The organism is Phycicoccus sp. Root563 (genome assembly GCF_001427915.1).
GTDB lineage: Bacteria > Actinomycetota > Actinomycetes > Actinomycetales > Dermatophilaceae > Pedococcus.
This window is the reverse complement of the sequence record NZ_LMGM01000001.1, coordinates 2631630-2646696: the sequence shown is the minus strand read 5'-3', so window position 1 is coordinate 2646696 and position 15067 is coordinate 2631630. Positions and strand designations below refer to the sequence as shown.

Sequence of the window (15067 nt, the reverse complement as noted above, 5' to 3'; positions counted from 1 at the left end):
GCGTGCAGACTTTGTTCCCGCCCGTATGCCGCAGGGGCCGGCACCGCGTCGGCCACGGGTTCGCGGGGTGGTGGGCTGGCGGCACACCCCCGGTAGGCCCCCCGACACGACGAAGCGGGGGTTGCTCGGCGAAACGGCGGTCTGTACGTGCCGTGGTGCCGAGCAACCCCCGCATTGCGGGCTCGGGGTCCGGCGCCGGGCGGCCGGGTCAGCCCGGCTTGTTGTCGTCGGTGCGCTTGCGGCTGCGCGGGTCGGGGACGCCGGCGGTGTAGACCATCTCGTGCTCGTCGCCGCGGCCCACGACCGGCATGCTGCCGAGCTCCCGCGTGATCACGGGGCCCTGGTCCTCGAGCGCGACGACGGTGGGTTCACCGGGGTCTACTCGGACCCGCTCGCCGCGCACGACGAACTCGAGCCCGTCGCCCTCCACGAGGGTGAACGCGATCTGGTCCGGAAGGATCTCCACCCGCACCCGGTTGCCGCGCACGCGCAGCCGGAACTCCAGCCGCGGCCAGCTCGCCGGCAGGCGCGGGTCGAAGGTCAGCGTGCCGTTGTGGTCGCGCATGCCGCCGAACCCGTAGACGGTGGCGTTCCAGACACCGCCGCAGGAGGCGATGTGGACGCCGTCGGCGGCGTTGCGGTGCAGGTCCGCGAGGTCGACGTAGAGCCCGGAGTGGAAGTACCGCAGGGCGAGGTCCTGGTAGCCCACCTCCGCCGCGATGATCGACTGCACGACCGCCGAGAGCGTCGAGTCGCCCGTCGTGATCGGGTCGTAGTACTCGAAGTCAGCGCGCTTCTCCTCCACGGTGAACAGGTCGCCCTGCAGGAAGAGCGCGGCGACGACGTCGGCCTGCTTGAGGACCTGGAACCGGTAGATCACCAGCGGGTGGTAGTGCAGCAGCAGGGGTCGCTTGTCCGGCGGCGTCGCCGCGAGGTCCCACACCTCCCGCTCGAGGAAGTGCTGGTCCTGGGGGTGCACGCCCATCGCCTCGTCGTAGGGGATGTGCATCCCCTCGGCACAGTGCCGCCACTCCTCGATCTCGGCGTCGTCCACCTCGAGCCGCGCCATCATGCGGGCGAAGTCGTTCGGTCGCCGTTCGCGCAGGATGTCCGACCACCGGGCGGCCTGGCGCAGGTTGTCGCGCGCCATGACGTTGGTGAAGAGGTTGTTGTTGACGACCGTCGTGTACTCGTCCGGACCGGTCACCCCGTGGATGTGGAAGCGAGGCTCCTTGCGCCCCAACCAGAACCCGAGGTCGGCCCACATCCGCGCGGTCTCGACCAGGACGTCGATCCCCTCGCGCATCATGAAGTCCTCGTCACCGCTGGCGCTGACGTACTTCGAGAGGGCGTAGGCGATGTCGGCGTTGATGTGGAACTGCGCGGTGCCCGCGGCGTAGTAGGCCGAGGCCTCCTCGCCGTTGATGGTGCGCCACGGGAAAGCCGCACCGGACTGCGACAGCTCGCGCGCACGACGCCGTGCGGCCGGGAGCATCTGGTAGCGGAACCGCAGCGCACCGCGAGCCATCCACGGCGAGGTGTAGCTGAGGAACGGCAGCACGTACGTCTCGGTGTCCCAGAAGTAGTGGCCCTCGTACCCCGAGCCCGTGACGCCCTTGGCCGGGATGCCGGCCTGCTCCACGCGGCCCGAGGCCTGCGCGAGCTGGAACAGGTTCCACCGGATCGCCTGCTGCACGTCGGGGTGTCCGTCGACCACGACGTCCGAGTCGGCCCAGAACCGGTCCATCCAGCGCCGCTGCTCGGCGAACAGCTCCTCGACACCGGCCTCCCGCGCGCGGTCGAGGGTGCGCCGGCCGCGGTCGACCAGCTCGCGCACGGGCACCCCGCGCGAGGAGTGGTATGCCGCGACCTTGGTGATCGTGATCGGCACGCCTTCCTTGGCGGTGACCCGGTAGACCTTCTTGGCCAGGTCCTCCTCGGCGTGCGCCAGCTCCTCGAAGACGTTGTCGGTGCGGATCTCGTGGTCCACGGCGACGGCGACCGTCATGCCCGAGCTGGCGCAGCGGTAGCCCAGGATGGCCCGGCGCTCGCTGCACCAGTGGCTCTGCGGCAGCAGGACCCGCTCGGTGAACTTGGCGGCCTTGCGCGGGTCGAACCCGGCGCCCATGGCCGCCGACTTCACGAAGTACTCGTCCTGGCCGTCCTGGCGGTTGAGCACCTGCGACGAGATCGCGATCGGGGCGTCGCCGTCGAGCAGGGTCACCTCGAACGTCATCACCGCGAGGTGCCGCTGCTCGAACGACACCATGCGTCGCGACTCGACCTTGACCCGCTTGCCCGAGGGCGTGCACCACACGAGCGACCGGCGCAGCACCCCGTCGGCGAAGTCGAGCGACCGCTCGTAGTGCTCGAGGTCCGCGACCGAGAGCAGCAGCGGCTCGTCGTCGACGTAGAGCTTGATCGTCTTGACGTCCGGGACGTTGACGATGGTCTGGCCGGTCTGGGCGAAACCGAAGGCCTCCTCCGCGTGCCGGATCTTCCAGGTCTCGTGGAACCCGTTGATGAAGGTGCCGTGGGCGTGGGTCTCGCGACCCTCCTCGACGTTGCCGCGCATGCCGAGGTAGCCGTTGGCGACGGCGAACACCGTCTCGGTGACGCCGAGGTCCTCGTTGGAGAAGGCCGTCTCGGTCCACGCCCACTCGTCGACCGGGAAGCGGGTGCGGTCGACCGGGTCGACGGGGGTGGTCGTCGGGGCGCCGCCGTGGCCGGTGCCGGAGTCGCTCATCGAGCGATCAGCTCGTCGAGCTCGGACACGACCACGTCGGCGCCACCGTCGAGCAGGGGCTGGGCGCCGGCACCGCGGTCGACCCCGACGACGAGCCCGAAGTCCCCGGCCCGGCCGGACTGGACCCCCGAGAGGGCGTCCTCGAGCACGACGGAACGCTCCTTGGTCACGCCGAGCTGCTCCGCGGCATACAGGTAGGTGTCGGGAGCCGGCTTGCCCGGGAGGCCGGCGGCCGCGGCGACCTGGCCGTCGACGACGACCTCGAAGCGGTCGGCGAGGCCGGCGGCGGCGAGGACGGCCGGGGCGTTGCGGGACGAGGAGACGACGGCGACGGCGGTGCCGCGCTCGCGCAGGTGGTCCAGGAGGGCGACCGAGGCCGGGTAGGGGGTGACGCCCTCGTCACGGAGCACCGCGGAGAAGGCGGCGTTCTTGCGGTTGCCGAGGCCGCACACGGTCTCGAGCTCGGGGGCGTCGTCAGGGGTGCCGTCCGGCAGGGTGATGCCGCGCGAGGCGAGGAAGGAGCGCACGCCGTCGTAGCGCGGCTTGCCGTCCACGAAGTCGAAGTAGTCCTGCTCGGTGTAGGGCTGCGGGTCCTCGTCGCGGCCCTCGTCCCGGCTGCGGAGGTAGTCGTTGAACATGACGTCCCACGCCCGCATGTGCACCTCGGCGGTCGGGGTCAGCACCCCGTCGAGGTCGAAGAGGGCAGCGTCGTAGTCGGTCCAGTCCACCGGTCAAGGCTAGAGGCCCACCTCCACGGCCGTCGGGCAGGTCACGGCAAGTCCCATGGGATGGTCAGCCGTCCGGCCGAGGTTGTCCGCGGGGAGGGTCGGAAGGTGGCGAAAACGCCTGCTTCGTACCCGGCCGGCTGCGAGAGTGCGCGCATGCGCTCCCGTTCCGCCCTCGCCACCCTCGTCGCCTCCACCCTGCTCTCCAGCGGCTTCGTCATCGCGACGTCGGTCTCGGCCGAGGCCGCCCCCAAGCCGAAGGCCTACAAGAACTGCACGGAGCTGAACAAGGTCTACAAGCACGGTGTCGGCAGGCCCGGCGCCAAGGACAAGGTCAGCGGGTCGACCAAGCCGGTCACCAGCTTCACCGTCAGCGCGGCGACCTACAAGCTCAACACCAAGAGCGACCGCGACAAGGACGGCATCGCCTGCGAGAAGCGCTGACGGCACCGGACGCGCCCGGGCAGCGCTAGACCGCCAGCAGCGCGACGGCGACCGGGGCGAGCGAGAGCACCAGCACGAGGCTGTCCGCGAGCCCCCAGGGTGCGGCGTGCGCCCACGTGCGCCGCGACGCCGTGGCGAACCCGCGGGCGTCCATCGCCACGGCGAGCACCGCCGCCGCCTGGAGCGAGCGCACGAGCATGCCCAGGGTCAGCGCCCAGACCTCGTCCAGGACCGACCGCGGGGACCGTGCCGTCGCGGCGATCCCCCGCACCCTGCGAGCGCGCGCGATCTCGGCCCAGGTGTCGCCGAACGTGTGCACGCGCTGGAGGGCGGCAGCCAGCGCGACGACCGGACGTGCGGGGAGCCGCAGCTGCTGGGCGAGGTGGTCACCGAGGGCGTCGGCGTCGACGTACCGGATCAGCACCGCGGACGGCAGCACGATGACGAGGACGCGCAGGCCGGCCGTCGCGACGACGTCGAGGTCGCGGGTGCCGAGCAGCCACGTCGACCACGCGACGGAGACCGCCCCGACCAGGCCGGGCACCATCCGCACGGCGACACCGGCAGCCCGGCCCCTGGGCCGGGGCCCGCGCCCCGGGGCGGCCAGGGCGAGGCCCGTGAGGACCAGCTGGGTGGCCAGGACCGCAAGGCTCGTGCGCCACTGCGGCGACACGACCCCGGCCGGTATGGCGAGCAGCGACCCCGCGAGCAGGGCCAGGGGGCCGGCTCGCGCCACCAGCGGCCGTCGCGGCGTGGGCGGGCTCGGTGGCTGCGCGGGACGGCTGACGGTGGTGACCCGGTCCGCCCGGTCGACGACCCCGTCGTCGTGGGTCGTCACGACCACGGCCGAGTCGGCGTCCCGCAACGCCTCGAGGATGCCGACGACCGCCGCCCACGTCCTGCGGTCCTGGCCGACCGTGGCCTCGTCCGCGAGCAGGACCGCGGGCTGGTGGGCCACGGCCGACACCATCGCGAGGCGTCGCTGCTCGCCGCCGGAGAGGTGACGGGGATCGGCCTGCTCCAGGTGCCCGAGCCCGAGCACCCCGAGGAGGGCACGGCACCGGGCCAGGGCCTCGGACTCCACGAGGCCGAGGGCACGGGAGGTCGTCATCACCTCGTCGAGGACCGTGGAGGCGACCAGCGTCGAGCTGGCCCACTGCGGCACCCACGCGAGGGTCCGGGCGACGTCCTTCGTGGACCAGTCGCGCGGGTCACGACCTCCCTCGACCGCCAGCTCGGGGTGGACCCGCACCTGACCACCCTGCCGGTCCACGAGCCCGGCGAGCGCGAGCACGAGCGTGGACTTGCCCGCGCCCGAGGGGCCGATGAGGGCGTGTGACTCACCCGCTCTCACCTGCAGCCACTGGGCGTCGACGGCGACGCTGGTGCGGGTCGACCCGTCCAGACGACGCACCGAACGCCTCACCCGCAGGTCGACCGCGTCGAGGGCCACCACGTGCGCTCCGAGCCGGCCCGGCCCGAACGTCCCCGGGGGGACCGGGATGGGATCGGGATCGGCGACGCCGGGCACCCAGATCCCTTGGGCGGCAAGGGCCTCGCCCTCGTCGGCCAGGACCCGGCCCGGTGGGCCGTCGGCGACGACCCTGCCCGCCGAGTCCAGGACGACGAGCCGGTCGGCGAAGTCGACCCACGCCCCGAGCCGGTGCTCGACCACGACCGCGGTCAGGCCCCTGGACCGCGTCACCTCGTCGACGACCTCCCGGACGGAGGCCGCGTTGACCGGGTCGAGCATCGCGGTCGGTTCGTCGAGGAGCAGCAGCCCGGGTTCCAGGGCCAGCGCGCCGGCGAGCGCGAGGCGTTGCTGCTCCCCACCCGAGAGCGCGTGCGTGGGGGTGTCCTGCGGCATCGTCAGGTGCACGGCCGCCAGCGCGGAGGCGACGCGGTCCGGCATGTCCGTGCGCGGCACACCCGTGTTCTCCAGGCCGAAGGCGACGTCACGCCCGATGGTCGCCGAGACCACGCCCGCCCCGGGCTCCTGGAGCACCAGGCCGACGGCACCGGCCCGGGCACCCGGTTCGGTCCCGTCGAGCAGGACCGAACCGCTGAGCTCACCGGAGTCGGCGACCTCGAGCACGCCCGCGAGGGCACGCAGGAGGGTGGACTTGCCCGACCCGCTGGGGCCGACGAGCAGCAGGCGTTGACCCGCAGGGACGACGAGGTCGATGCCGCGCAGCACGGGTTCGCGGCGGCCGTACGGGCGCCACGTGAGGTCGCGGACCTCGACGCGTCCGGCTGCGCCCCCGGCGACGGGGACGTCACCGGGGGTCAGCACGCGGCCGGCGAGGTCAGACAGCGCGGGTCTCCCTGACTTCCTGACCGACCGGGAAGGCGCCGAGGGCACCGGCCTTGGCCAGCGCCCGGGTCAGCAGCCAGCCGAGGCCGCCGGCGATGACGGCTCCCGACACGGTGAGGATGGCGCCGTAGAGGAGCTTGTAGTCCATGCCCCAGTCGGTCCAGTAGACCTGCCACTCGTAGACCGCCTCGAGGGGCGCGCTGAGGGCACCGGCGAGAGCCGCCGCACCGAGGCCGAAGGCGCCGTACCCGAGGAGCAGGAAGGCGATCTCGGCGCCCGCTCCCTGGAGGATGCCGGACACCAGGGTGGACGCACCCCACTGGGTGCCGGGGAGCATCGAGACCAGCGCGGCGATGACCTCGCACAAGAGGGCGGCGCCGGGACGCCGGATCACGAGGCCACCGACGACCCCGGCCATCAGCCACGGAGCGGCGGTGATGCCCTGCAGGGGTGGGAAGGCCTTGCCGAGGAGGTCGGCCGGGCCGCCGTAGGCGAGGCCCCAGCCCCAGTAGGCGATGCCGAACGCGGCGCCGAGGAAGGCGACGGTCAGCAGGTCGACCGTGCGCCACCCGAACAGGGAGCCGCTCGCACGGATACTGCCGCGGCGGGCGGGGGTCGTGGCGCCGGTGCCAGTGGAGCCGGTGCTGGCGTCGGGCGTGCTGGTGGTGGCCGTGCTGGTGGTGCTGGTGCCGGGCGAGCCGGCGGGGGTGTTGGTGGTGCTCATGGTCGTGCCTCCCGAGGATCCGTTGGATTCCGAGGGGGTGCCCCTGCCGACCAGCGCACCGAAGAGGCGCGACGGCCGACAGGTGCGTGAGAACTCGACTCCCTACGCCGGTGCGAACCGGATCAGGTGTGAGGGTCTGCGGTGGGCCGCACTCTCAGCGCTTGCGCGCTCCCCTGTCGTGACGTCTGCAGGCTACTCCACCCTGTGCAAGGCTGGACAGGACGACGGCGCAGAGATCTGCGACCTGCACGACGACTGGAGGACGACATGGGCCCGATGGTGTGGAGAATCATGGGAACGGGATCCGCGGTGCTGGCCGGGATCGTCGCGAACAAGCTGGTGACGACCATCTGGAAGAAGGCCGGCAAGGACTCGACGCTGGACCCCCGCGACCCGCGCACGCCGTGGAAGGACGCGGTCGCGTTCGCCGCCCTCACCGGGCTGGCGGCCGGCGCCGCCAAGGTCGCGATGACCCGCAAGGCCGCCCAGTACTACGAGAAGTCGGCCGGCCACCTCCCCCAGGCCATGCAGGACGGCGAGGCCTGACAGGCGTCCGGACCCCGCGACCAGCGCCGCGTCAGGCGTCCCTCAGTTGGCCACCCGCGGCAGCGTGAGGACCTCGGCGCCGTGCTCGGTGATCGCGATGGTGTGCTCGCTGTGCGCGGTCCGGCAGCCGGTGGCGCTCTTCAGCGTCCACCCGTCGGCATCCGTGACCAGCTCGTCGGTGTCGGCCATCACCCACGGCTCGAGTGCCAGCAGCAGCCCGGGGCGCAGGGTGTAGCCACGTCCGGGCCGACCGGCGTTCGCGACGTGCGGGTCCTGGTGCATCGTCGAACCCACCCCGTGGCCGCCGAACTGCGTGTTGACCGAGTAGCCGGACGCCCGGAGGCTCGAGCCGATCGCGTGGGAGAGGTCCCCGATCCGGGCGCCCGGGCCGGCGACGGCGATCCCGGCCGCGAGGGCCCGCTCGGTCGCGTCGATGAGCGCCAGGCTCTCGGCCGGCTGGGAGTCGCCGACGATGAAGCTGATCGCGGAGTCCGCGACGATCCCGCCCAGCGACACGGCGAGGTCGAGCGAGACGAGGTCGCCGTCCGCCAGCACGAGGTCGCGCGGGAGGCCGTGCAGCACCGCGTCGTTCACCGAGGTGCAGATGTGGTGGCCGAAGGGACCGCGTCCGAAGGACGGTGCGTAGTCGACGTAGCAGGACACCGCGCCGGCCTCGAGGATCATCGCCTTGGCCCACCGGTCGATGTCGAGCAGGTTGGTCCCGACCGCGCTGCGCGACCTCAGGGTCTGCAGGATGTCCGCGACGAGGGCACCGGGTTCCCTGGCCCGGACGAGCTGGGTGGGGCTGAGGATCTCGATCATGCGCGGCCTTTCCGGAACATNNNNCCCGGTAATGGTATCCCGGTATTAGTATCCGACCATGGTCAGGTTGCCACTCACCCCCGCCGAGGTCGAACGCGGGCAGCGTCTCGGCGCCCTGCTGCGTCGGGCCCGAGGAGACCGCCCGATGCTCGAGACGGCTCTCGACGCCCACCTCTCGCCGGAGACGCTGCGCAAGATCGAGTCGGGGCGGGTCGCCACACCGGCGTTCCCGACCATCGCGGCGATCGCGGACGTCCTCGGCCTGTCGCTCGACGCCGTGTGGGCCGAGGTCAACGGTGCCGACGGCGTCGCCCCTGCCGCCCGTCGACGTGACCGACTGGCGTCGTAGACCGGCTGGCGACCGGGACCGGCTGGCGACCTGGAGCGGTTGGCGTCCCGAGGTCGGCTGGCGGTCACTGCGCGAGAAGGTCCTCGCGACCGAACATCGCCGCCGTGGCCCTGGCGCTCGGCGTCCCGAGGTCGGGATCGGCGCCGTGCTCCAGCAGGGCCTGCACCACCTCGTCCTCACCCTTGAAGACCGCCCCGGCCAGCGGCGTCTGACCGCGGTCGTTGGTCCGGTCGACGTCGGCGCCGGCCGCCGCGAGGCCGAGCACGGCATCGGCGTGACCGTGGTAGGCGGCGAGCATCAGGAGCGTGTTGCCGCTCGCGTCCGTGAGGTCGACCGGCACCCCGGCCGCGACGTAGGCGAGCAGGCGCGGGGTGTCGCCGTGCCGGGCGAAGTCGAAGCAGGCGTGCGCGACCTCGACGAGCTCGGGGGCGGGCTCGGGCCCGCTCATCCCGCCACCCCCGTGGACGCGCCGGAGAGGTCCAGCACCCGCGCGATGGGCACGCCGGCGCGGTAGGACAGGTGCACGTGCGAGGGGGCGTCGAGCACGGTCATGTCGGCTCTCCCACCAACGACGATCCGTCCGATGTCGCTGCGGCGCAACGACTTCGCCGAGCCGGCGGTCGCGGCATACACGGCCTCACCGGGGGTGAGGCCCATCTCTCGGACGGCCAGGGCGATGACGAACGGCATCGACGACGAGTAGCAGGTGCCCGGGTTGCAGTCCGTGGCGAGGGCGATGTCGACACCGGCACGCAGCAGGCCGGCGGCGTCCGGGTAGGGCGACCGGGTCGAGAACTCCACGCCGGGCAGGAGCGTCGCCACCGTGGTGCCCACCGCGTCGGCGAGGGCGGTGACGTCGTCGTCGGACAGGTGGGTGCAGTGGTCGACGCTGGCGGCGCCGAGCTCGACGGCGAGCTGGACACCCGGGCCCGGACCCAGCTGGTTGCCGTGGACGCGCAGCCCCAGCCCGGCCTCCCGCCCGGCGAGCAGGACGGCGCGCGCCTCCTCCGCGGTGAAGGCGTGGGCCGAGTGCGGCTCGCAGAACACGTCGACCCACCGCGCGTGCGGTGCCGCCGCCGTGAGCATCGGCCCGGTGACGAGCTCGAGGTATGCCGCGCGGTCGGCGGCGTACTCGGCGGGCACCACGTGCGCCCCCAGGAACGTCGTCTCGGTCGTGAACTCCGAGGCGATGCGCAGGGCGCGGACCTCGTCCTCGACCGTGAGGCCGTAGCCGCTCTTGACCTCGACGGTGGTCGTCCCCTGGGCCCGCATCTCGGCGAACCGGGCGGCCACCAGGGCCCTCAGCTCGTCATCGGTGGCGGCCCGGGTCGCCCGGACGGAGACACCGATGCCACCGCCGTCGTAGGGCGTCCCCGCCATCCGCGCTGCGAACTCGTCGCCGCGGTCCCCGGCGAAGACGAGGTGCGCGTGCGAGTCGACGAACCCCGGGATGACCGCGCGCCCACCGACGTCGACCCGGTGGTCCGCGGCCGGGGCGTCGGTCGCAGGGCCGAGCCACGCGACCAGTCCGTCCTCCACGACCACGGCCGCTCCGTGCCGCAGCCCCAGGCGACCGCCGACCGGCCCGTCCATCCCGTCGCACGTGAGGAGCTCACCGATCCCGGTGACGACGGTGCTGCTCACCGGTGCTCCCTGACGTCGGCAAGCGCCTTCGAGAGGAGGCCTGCGACGTCCCCGAGCTCGTGGGCGCCGTCGCGCACGACGGCGCGGCCCCCCACGACGACGAGGTCGACGTCGGATCGCGTTGCGCTGTAGAGGATCTGGGCCGCCTTGGATCCCACCGTGTTGACGGTGTCGGTGCGCACGAGGACGAAGTCGGCAACCTGCCCCTCGGCGATGTCGCCGATGTCGTTCCAGCCGAGGCTGCGGTACCCGTCGACGCCGGCGGCTCGCAGGAGCTCGTCCCCGGTGAACCGGCCACGCTCGTTGCTCGTGAGCCGCTCGTGCATCTCCAGGCCGCGGAGCTCCTCGAACGGGTCGATCACCGCGTGCTGGTCGGACCCGAGGGACAACCGCACCCCGTGGTCCGCGAGCGTGCGGGCGGGGCCGATCCCGTCGGCGAGGTCGCGCTCGGTCGTCGGGCAGAAGCAGGCCGTCGCCCGCCCGTCGCCGAGGAGGCGAACGTCCTCGTCGGTGAGGTGGGTCGCGTGGACCGCGGAGAATCGTTCGTTGACCAGACCCGCCTCGGCGAGCAGCGCGGTGGGGGTGGCGCCGTAGAACATCTGGGTGGCGAGGTTCTCGGCCGGCTGCTCGCTGACGTGCGCGTGCACGATGCGTCCCCGGGTCACCTGCGCCATGGGTTCGAGCTGGTCGCGCGGGATGGCTCGCACCGAGTGCACCGCCGCCCCGATGCGGGTGGTCAGGCCCGGCTCGAGGGCCGCGACCCGGGCGGCCCACGCGTCGACGTCACCGTCGGAGAAGCGCACCTGGACGTCGTCGAGGGGCAGGTGCCCGTCACCCGTCAGCCCCCCGGCGAGGTAGCAGGTGTCGAGCAACGTGAGCCTGATCCCCACCTCCTGCGCGGCGGAGACCAGGGCGTGACCCATGGCGTTGGGGTCGTCGTACCGCTTGCCGCCCGGTGCGTGGTGCAGGTAGTGGAACTCGCCGACCGCCGTGATGCCGGCCAGCGCCATCTCGGCGAAGACCGCCCTGGCGAGGGCGAAGTACGTGTCCGGCGTGAGGTGCCGCGTCACGGCATACATCTGGTCGCGCCACGTCCAGAAGTTGCCGCCGTCGACGTGCGTGCGGCCGCGCAGCGCGCGGTGGAACGCGTGGCTGTGCGCGTTCGCCAGCCCGGGGAGGACGACGCCGTGGAGCCGCTCGTCCCCCGGGGCGGGGCGCGCCTTGCGGTGGACGGCGACGAACCGCCCCTCCACCACCTCGAACCGCACGTCGGTCGCCAGTCCCGTGGGGAGCCAGGCGTGCTCGGCCCAGTAGGTCGTCATCCGGTCTCCCCGGCGAGGTCCTCGAGGACGGCGGTGAGGGCGGCGACGCCCTCGAGGCAGTCGGAGGTCTCGGCGTGCTCCGCGGGCGAGTGGGAGATGCCCGTGGGGTTGCGGACGAAGAGCATCGCCGTGGGCACCCCGGCGTTCGCGAGGATGCCGGCATCGTGCCCGGCACCGGTGCCGAGCGCCGGTATGCCGCCGAGCCGGGTCGCGATCCGCGCCGAGAGGGACGGGTCGAACGGGGTCGACGGGGTCCAGGACTCCTCCGTCACGTGGCCGCCGGCCTGCTCGACCATGCCCTGCACGTCGGCGACCGCACGGCGGACGGCGCGGGGCTTGGCGCCGCGCGCGTCGAGCCAGCCGGTGACCGCACTGGGAACGGCGTTGACGCCGCCCGGGACGACGGCGACCTTGCCCACCGTCGCCACGCACCCGTGGTTGATCGCGGCCTCGCGGGCGGCGAGGACGGCCCCGGCGAACCCCAGCATCGCGTCCTGGCGGTCCTCGAGGCGCGTGGTCCCGGCGTGGTTGGCCTCGCCGGGGAAGTCGAGCCGCCAGCGGCCGTGCGGCCAGATGTCCGTGCCGACGGCCACCGGCTGGCCGAGGTCGATGAGCCCTCGCCCCTGCTCGACGTGCAGCTCGACGAACGCCCCGATCCTGCCGACCGTCTCGTCGTCGCGGCCGATCTGGTGCGGGTCGCGCCCGGCGGCGGCGAGCGCGTCGGCCATCGAGGTGCCGTCGGCGTCGGTGAGGCCACGGGCCCGGCGGGCCGTCATGGCCCCGGTGATGACGCGGGAGCCGGCGCACGCGACACCGAAGCGCGCACCCTCCTCGTCGACGAAGTTGACGATGCCGATGGGGCGGCGCGGAGCGAACCCGTTGCCCTGCAACGCATCCACGGCAGCAAAGGCGCTCACCACACCGAGTGGACCGTCGAAGGCGCCACCATCGGGGACGCTGTCGAGGTGGGAGCCGGTGACGACACCCTTGTCACCGTCGCGGACCGCCTGGTCGGGGTCGCCCCACCAGGCCCACTGGTTGCCCATCCGGTCCTCGGTGAGGTCGAGTCCACGGCGGGTCGCCTCCGCGGCGACCCACTCGCGAAGGTCGTGGTCCTCGCGCGTCCAGGCGAAGCGCCGGTAGCCACCGGAGGCCGCACTGCGCCCGACGGGCTGCAGGTCGGCCCACATCGACTCGAAGCTCACGCTGCCCTCTCGACTCCGGTGCTCGGCTGGCTGGTCGGCCTCGGACCGACGACCTGACCATTCCACACCCCACGGGCCGGCGCCGACCGGGGCGGCACCGGCAATGTGTCTCGGATGGGAGACTTCTACGACTCGAGCGAGCTGATGTCGGAGGGCACGTCGACCGCGTGCTGCTGCAGCACCGCGAGCGGCACCAGGGTCAGCACCGACTCGTGGGTGGAGGCGAGGACCACGGGAGCACCCACACCGTCGCTGAAGGCCCGGGCCCAGTTCAGGGCCGTGACGCACCAGCGGTCCCCCGGCACCAGGCCGGGGAAGCCGTACTCGGGCATCGGGTTGGACAGGTCGTTGCCGATACCGCGCTGGTGCTCGAGGAACTCCGCGGTCGCCACCGCGCAGATGGTGTGGCTGCCGAGGTCCTCGGCGCCGGTGCGACAGCACCCGTCCCGGAAGAAGCCGGTCATGGGCTCGGTGCCGCAGGGCTCCAGGTCGCCACCGAGGACGTTGCGCTCGTTCACCGCCCCAGCATGGCACCCCCGCCCCGGCGGCAGGAGACCTAGGCTGGCTCCATGAGTGACGACGGCGCCCAGCGCGCGGCTCAGGCGCTGGCCGACAGCGGGATCGAGCACACCCTGACCAAGCACGGGCGGGTCGGGTCCCTCGAGGAGGCCGCTGCCGCTCGCGGCGTCGAACCGCACGACATCATCAAGACGCTGGTCGTGCGCCGGGCCGAGGACGACTACCTCTTCGTGCTCGTGCCGGGCGGGCGCGAGATCTCGTGGCCCAAGCTGCGGGCGCTGCTCGGTGTCAACCGGATGTCGATGCCCGATGCCGCCACGGCCAAGGACGTCACCGGCTACGAGCGCGGCACCATCACGCCGTTCGGCTCGACCACCGCCTGGCCGGTCGTCGCCGACGCGACGGTGGCCGGCCGGCTCGTGTCGATCGGTGCGGGGGCCCACGGGGTGGCGGCCACCGCGCAGGCGGACGACATCGTCGAGGCCCTGGGCGCGCAGGTGGCCGACGTCACCGAGCCAGCGGGCTGACCGATCCGGTCCCGGCTGCCCCTCAGGGGCGGACGAACCGCATACCGCTGAGGGTGCGCGAGTAGGGGTAGACCTCCTCGACGTCGCGCTGCCCCGGTGGCCTGGACCGGTCGTAGCTGGCCCGCACCTGCGTTGTGACCGTCCCGGTGGCGGTGTCGACCGTGACGAGGCGCACCGGGTTGGTGTCGGGGGCGTGCATGGCCTGCAGGAACATCGCGACCGGGTGGCCGTCGGCGGCCGGGGTCGTCTCGCTCACGACCTGGCCGGTGTGGCCCGAGAAGGTCATGACGACGTTCGGGTACGGCTTGAGCGCGTCCCAGAGCTGCTGGGGACTGGTCGCGCCGTACCCGCCGTTGGTCTGCGAGATCGACCCGTCGCCCTCGAGGAACATGTGGGTCAGCACGATGACGTTGTCCTTCGGGTGCGCGGCCACGACCCCCGTGGCCCACTGCACGATCTCGGGTCGCGGCCAGAGCTCGAGGCTGAGCACGAGCCAGTCCACCCCGCCCGCGCGGAACGTGCGGTAGCCGTTGTCCGACTTCCCCGGCTCGGCCAGTCCGGTGAAGCCGAAGTAGCTCGGCGGGTAGTACTGGTTCCACAGGGTCGTGTCGCGGACGGTCGTGGCGGTGTCGGCACCGGGGCAGGCCGAACCGCCCTCGCAGACCGCCGCGGTGTCGTGGTTGCCGGGCGAGGCGATGAACGGGATCCCGGCAGCCCCCAGCGCCTTGAACCGTGTGCTCATGCTGACCCACTGCTGGTGGTCCGGGGTGTCCCAGTCCTGGACGTCGCCGCTGTGCAGGACCCACTGGAGGTTGAGCTGGTCGCGGTGCTGCACGAGCCACGCGATCCGGGTGTCCGTCCGCGGGTCGTCGGCCTTGACCTCGGGCTGGGTGTCGGGGATGACGGCGAACGTGAAAGTCGTCGCCGGGTCGCCCACCGTGGGCACCGGCGCGGAGGGGGTCGGGGGTTCGACCGTCGAGGTGCCGTAGGTCGAGCCGCCCTTGCCGGCCACGGCCACGCTCGGCGCAGACGTCACCGCGCCGGCGGCCTTCGACGTCGAGCCCGTGCAGGCGCCGAGCGCGAGGACGGCCCCGACGAGGGCCGCGACCACCGGTGCCGGGGCAGGCCGGCGGACCGCCTCGAACCGTGCCTGTCGTCCCAGTGCCCTCACCCCCGTCCA

The 15067-nt window shown here is 72.9% G+C and carries 15 protein-coding genes and 1 riboswitch; of the genes, 4 read left to right on the top strand and 11 right to left on the bottom strand.

The window, feature by feature from the left end; all coding sequences use genetic code 11:
* Positions 1–208: 208 nt before the first annotated feature.
* Positions 209–2746, bottom strand: a complete 2538-nt coding sequence (locus ASD62_RS12550) for a glycoside hydrolase family 65 protein (RefSeq protein WP_056916244.1) — start codon at positions 2744–2746, stop codon at positions 209–211.
* Positions 2743–3474, bottom strand: coding sequence for an HAD family phosphatase (locus ASD62_RS12545; RefSeq protein ID WP_056916243.1), 732 nt, complete (start codon positions 3472–3474; stop codon positions 2743–2745). Before ASD62_RS12545 ends, ASD62_RS12550 begins: the two co-directional genes overlap by 4 nt.
* 153 nt (positions 3475–3627) lie before the next feature.
* Here ASD62_RS12545 and ASD62_RS12540 point away from each other — a divergent pair, with 153 nt between their 5' ends.
* Positions 3628–3915 carry an excalibur calcium-binding domain-containing protein gene (locus ASD62_RS12540; protein WP_056916242.1) on the top strand — a complete coding sequence of 96 codons (288 nt, stop codon included), beginning with the start codon at positions 3628–3630 and terminating at the stop codon, positions 3913–3915.
* A gap of 25 nt (positions 3916–3940) precedes the next feature.
* Here the strand turns inward: ASD62_RS12540 and ASD62_RS12535 are convergent, their stop codons facing one another.
* Both ASD62_RS12535 and ASD62_RS12530 read right to left on the bottom strand, forming a co-directional pair.
* The gene (locus ASD62_RS12535; RefSeq protein WP_235530694.1) at positions 3941–6208 is read right to left on the bottom strand and encodes an ATP-binding cassette domain-containing protein; all 2268 of its coding nucleotides are present in this window, start codon (positions 6206–6208) and stop codon (positions 3941–3943) included.
* A gap of 13 nt (positions 6209–6221) precedes the next feature.
* Complete coding sequence (locus tag ASD62_RS12530; protein ID WP_082580783.1) at positions 6222–6953, bottom strand: ECF transporter S component; 732 nt, start codon at positions 6951–6953, stop codon at positions 6222–6224.
* Positions 6954–7035: 82 nt separating this feature from the next.
* Positions 7036–7138: riboswitch (TPP riboswitch) on the bottom strand.
* Positions 7139–7244: 106 nt separating this feature from the next.
* Between ASD62_RS12530 and ASD62_RS12525 the strand changes: the two genes are divergently transcribed.
* Positions 7245–7499: a DUF4235 domain-containing protein gene (locus tag ASD62_RS12525; RefSeq protein WP_235529201.1), complete on the top strand. Its 255-nt coding sequence runs from the start codon at positions 7245–7247 to the stop codon at positions 7497–7499.
* 42 nt (positions 7500–7541) lie between these two features.
* Here the strand turns inward: ASD62_RS12525 and map are convergent, their stop codons facing one another.
* Positions 7542–8321: a type I methionyl aminopeptidase gene (map, locus tag ASD62_RS12520; protein WP_056916240.1), complete on the bottom strand. Its 780-nt coding sequence runs from the start codon at positions 8319–8321 to the stop codon at positions 7542–7544.
* A 58-nt stretch (positions 8322–8379) separates the two neighbouring features.
* On the opposite strand from map, the gene ASD62_RS12515 reads away from it, so the two are divergent.
* On the top strand, positions 8380–8670 hold the full coding sequence (locus tag ASD62_RS12515; RefSeq protein WP_056916239.1) for a helix-turn-helix domain-containing protein: 291 nt from the start codon (positions 8380–8382) through the stop codon (positions 8668–8670).
* A 64-nt stretch (positions 8671–8734) separates the two neighbouring features.
* Here the strand turns inward: ASD62_RS12515 and ASD62_RS12510 are convergent, their stop codons facing one another.
* The 5 genes from ASD62_RS12510 to ASD62_RS12490 all read right to left on the bottom strand — a co-directional run bounded on the left by ASD62_RS12510 (position 8735) and on the right by ASD62_RS12490 (position 13359).
* Complete coding sequence (locus ASD62_RS12510; protein ID WP_056916238.1) at positions 8735–9118, bottom strand: ankyrin repeat domain-containing protein; 384 nt, start codon at positions 9116–9118, stop codon at positions 8735–8737.
* Positions 9115–10314, bottom strand: coding sequence for an imidazolonepropionase (gene hutI / locus ASD62_RS12505; protein WP_082580782.1), 1200 nt, complete (start codon positions 10312–10314; stop codon positions 9115–9117). The genes ASD62_RS12510 and hutI overlap by 4 nt, the downstream gene beginning before the upstream one ends.
* Complete coding sequence (locus ASD62_RS12500; protein WP_056916237.1) at positions 10311–11636, bottom strand: formimidoylglutamate deiminase; 1326 nt, start codon at positions 11634–11636, stop codon at positions 10311–10313. The genes hutI and ASD62_RS12500 overlap by 4 nt, the downstream gene beginning before the upstream one ends.
* Positions 11633–12826 (bottom strand): allantoate amidohydrolase, encoded by a 1194-nt coding sequence (locus ASD62_RS12495; protein WP_056917368.1) that lies wholly within the window; start codon positions 12824–12826, stop codon positions 11633–11635. Before ASD62_RS12495 ends, ASD62_RS12500 begins: the two co-directional genes overlap by 4 nt.
* A gap of 140 nt (positions 12827–12966) precedes the next feature.
* A complete protein-coding gene (locus ASD62_RS12490) occupies positions 12967–13359 on the bottom strand; it encodes a DUF2237 family protein (protein ID WP_056916236.1) in 393 nt (130 codons plus the stop codon).
* A 51-nt stretch (positions 13360–13410) separates the two neighbouring features.
* Here ASD62_RS12490 and ASD62_RS12485 point away from each other — a divergent pair, with 51 nt between their 5' ends.
* Positions 13411–13887 carry an aminoacyl-tRNA deacylase gene (locus ASD62_RS12485; protein WP_056916235.1) on the top strand — a complete coding sequence of 159 codons (477 nt, stop codon included), beginning with the start codon at positions 13411–13413 and terminating at the stop codon, positions 13885–13887.
* Positions 13888–13909: 22 nt separating this feature from the next.
* Here the strand turns inward: ASD62_RS12485 and ASD62_RS12480 are convergent, their stop codons facing one another.
* Complete coding sequence (locus ASD62_RS12480) at positions 13910–15058, bottom strand: metallophosphoesterase (RefSeq protein WP_162254766.1); 1149 nt, start codon at positions 15056–15058, stop codon at positions 13910–13912.
* Positions 15059–15067 lie beyond the last annotated feature (9 nt).

What these genes read in the sequence shown, in the direction of transcription:
- ASD62_RS12500 (WP_056916237.1), bottom strand. Translation starts at nt 11,636, where the DNA reads ATGACGACCTACTGGGCCGAGCACGCCTGGCTCCCCACGGGACTGGCG.
- ASD62_RS12540 (WP_056916242.1), top strand. Translation starts at nt 3,628, where the DNA reads ATGCGCTCCCGTTCCGCCCTCGCCACCCTCGTCGCCTCCACCCTGCTC.
- ASD62_RS12495 (WP_056917368.1), bottom strand. Translation starts at nt 12,826, where the DNA reads ATGTGGGCCGACCTGCAGCCCGTCGGGCGCAGTGCGGCCTCCGGTGGC.
- ASD62_RS12550 (WP_056916244.1), bottom strand. Translation starts at nt 2,746, where the DNA reads ATGAGCGACTCCGGCACCGGCCACGGCGGCGCCCCGACGACCACCCCC.
- ASD62_RS12530 (WP_082580783.1), bottom strand. Translation starts at nt 6,953, where the DNA reads ATGAGCACCACCAACACCCCCGCCGGCTCGCCCGGCACCAGCACCACC.
- map (WP_056916240.1), bottom strand. Translation starts at nt 8,321, where the DNA reads ATGATCGAGATCCTCAGCCCCACCCAGCTCGTCCGGGCCAGGGAACCC.
- ASD62_RS12510 (WP_056916238.1), bottom strand. Translation starts at nt 9,118, where the DNA reads ATGAGCGGGCCCGAGCCCGCCCCCGAGCTCGTCGAGGTCGCGCACGCC.
- ASD62_RS12515 (WP_056916239.1), top strand. Translation starts at nt 8,380, where the DNA reads ATGGTCAGGTTGCCACTCACCCCCGCCGAGGTCGAACGCGGGCAGCGT.
- ASD62_RS12525 (WP_235529201.1), top strand. Translation starts at nt 7,245, where the DNA reads ATGGGAACGGGATCCGCGGTGCTGGCCGGGATCGTCGCGAACAAGCTG.
- ASD62_RS12485 (WP_056916235.1), top strand. Translation starts at nt 13,411, where the DNA reads ATGAGTGACGACGGCGCCCAGCGCGCGGCTCAGGCGCTGGCCGACAGC.